Below are 2,601 nucleotides of genomic sequence, written 5' to 3'. Positions count from 1 at the left end.
TGGCGAACGCGGCGTCGAACCGGCTGCCGGCGCTGTCCCCGACCCGCCGGTTCAGCCCGCTCGGGATGCGCCCGACGCGCGCCGCCACCGCCGCGGACCTGGACCGGATCGTCGAAGCCCACGCGAGTGCGGCCCGCACGGCCGAGGAAGCCGGCTTCGACGCCGTGGAAGTCCACTTCGGACACAACTACCTGGTCAGCGCGTTCCTCAGCCCGCGGCTCAACCACCGCACCGACGGCTTCGGCGGCAGCCTCGCCAACCGGGCCCGCCTGGCGCGCGAGATCGCCCGCGCGGTGCGCGACGCGGTCGGCGACCGGCTCGCGATCACCGCCAAGCTGAACATGGACGACGGCGTCCCCGGAGGCTTCTGGCTGGACGAGAGCATCGAAGTCGCCCAGTGGCTGGAGGCGGACGGCAGCGTCGACGCGCTGGAGCTCACCGCGGGCAGTTCGCTGCTCAACCCGATGTACCTGTTCACCGGAGACGCGCCGGTGCGGGAGTTCGCCGCTCGCTTCCCGCAGCCGGCCCGCCTGGGCCTGCGCCTCGGCGGCCGGTTCTTCCTGCGCGAGTACCCGTTCCGCGAGGCCTACCTGCTCGACCGCGCCCGCCAGTTCCGCGCGGCGCTGCGCCTGCCGCTGATCCTGCTCGGCGGGATCACGACGGTGGAGACCATGAACCTGGCGATGGCGGAGGGCTTCGCGTTCGTCGCGCTGGCCCGCGCCCTGCTGCGCGAACCGGACCTGGTCAACCGCATGCGGGCGGACGCGAGCACGCGTTCCCTGTGCGTCCACTGCAACCGCTGCATGCCCACGATCTACGGCGGCACGCACTGCGTCCTGACCTGACCCCCTGGGCCGATCGGCCCAATTCGCGGCGTCCCGGAACCGGGGCTTCCCCGCGGGCGTCAGTATGAAGACGTCAAGGGGGTTGTGATGCCGGAGGGGAATCCGCTCGTCGCGGAGTCGAAGCAGGACCCGGACGGCCCGGGCGCGTTCACCGCCGGCAACGGCGACTACGGCTGGGCCGGCGGCATCGGCATCGCCGAATCCTCGATGGACGCCTTCAACGGCATCAAAGACGGCGACTGGGTTTCCGGCGGCCTCGGCATGCTCTCCCTGGCCGGGGAAATCGCCGGCGCGGCGATCGACCCGTTCGGGTACCTGATGTCGTCGGTGGCGTCGTTCCTGATGGAACACGTCCAGCCGTTGAAGGACATGCTCGACTCGGTGGCGGGCAACCCGCCGGTGATCCAGTCGTATGCCGACACGTGGGGCAACGTGTCCAAAGCACTCGGGGAACGCAAAACCGACTTCGACAACGCGGTCAAGAACGGCACCACCGGCTGGACCGGCGCGGGCGCGGACGCCTACCGCAAGTTCGCGGCGGAACACAGCGAGGCGTTGTCGGGCGCGGCGACGGTGGCCGGGGCGATCAGCACGGTCACGATGATCATGGGCCAGGTCGTGTCGTTCGTCCGCGAGACGGTCCGGCAGCTGATCGCGGACCTGGTCGGCAAGCTGATCGCGTGGGTGATGGAGGAGGTCTTCTCCCTCGGTTTCGGCACCCCGGTGGTGGTCGCGCAGGCATCGGCGGCGATCGCGAAGTGGGGCAAGAAGATCGGGGAGCTGCTGAAGAAGCTCACCGACACCATCCGGAAAGTGTCACCGCTGCTGTCGAAGCTGGTGGACGTCTTCGAGAAGATCGCGAAGGTGTTCGGGAAGGTCCTGGGCAAGGTCTCGGGCCTGGACGGGTTGAAGGTCAAGGAGGGCGGCTTCGTCCACAAGATCCCCAAGGGCGAGGGCGGCGGGGTCCATGCTCGAGCCCACGGCGGCGACTCTCCGGACGGAGACGGCTCCTCCGGCGGGGAGGGTTCCCACTCCAGTGAGGGGGACGGATCGCGGGGTGACTCGGGCGAATCCGGCCACGCGGACGGGGATTCGCCCAGTTCGGACCCGATGAACACCGATTCCACACCGGATACGGGGTCCCGCCGCGGCTCGGGCCGGGACGGGGACAGCTCCCCCTCCCACACCGGGGACGAGACACCGGACGGCAGCCCCTCGGCAGCACGCTCCGATGACGGTGCGCCCACCCACAGCGGAGACGGCAGCTCCTCGCCTGCGCGTGGCAGCGATGGTGCGCCCTCGCACGGCGGGGACAGTGGTCCCGCGGCGACTCGATCGCCGTCCCACACGGGCGATGCGAGCCCCTCGGCGACCCGCAGCAGCGAACCCTCCCACACCGGCGACAGCAGTCCGTCGCCCACCCGCGGCAGCGACGGCACACCGTCGCACACCGGGGACAGCACGCCGTCGCGGGCGAGCGACAGCAGCCCCTCACCCACCCGCGGCAGCGACAGCACGCCCTCCCACACCGGCGATTCCAGCCCCTCGCCCACCCGCGGGAGCGACAGCACGCCCTCCCACACCGGCGATTCCAGCCCCTCACCCACCCCGGGCAGCGACAGCACCCCGTCACACACCGGGGACAACACCCCCGCCCGGGCCAGCGACAGCAGCCCGTCTCCGACGCGCAGCAGCGAACCCGCCCACACCGGCGGGGACACCAGCCCCTCGCCGACACGAGGCAGCGACAGCACTC

At 71.2% G+C, this 2,601-nt stretch carries 1 protein-coding gene and 1 pseudogene; both read left to right on the top strand.

The window, feature by feature from the left end; translation table 11 throughout:
* Nucleotides 1-845, top strand: an 845-nt coding sequence (locus G3I65_RS24985) for an NADH:flavin oxidoreductase (RefSeq protein WP_160698257.1), incomplete at its 5' end; no start/stop codon positions are given.
* Between the two features lie 87 nt (nt 846-932).
* Nucleotides 933-2,601: pseudogene (locus tag G3I65_RS24980) on the top strand (hypothetical protein); the annotation flags it as partial.

This window comes from Amycolatopsis sp. SID8362, assembly GCF_010550475.1.
Lineage (GTDB): Bacteria > Actinomycetota > Actinomycetes > Mycobacteriales > Pseudonocardiaceae > Amycolatopsis > Amycolatopsis eburnea.
The sequence above is the reverse complement of the archived record's forward strand: the minus strand, read 5'-3'. Positions and strand labels throughout refer to the sequence as shown.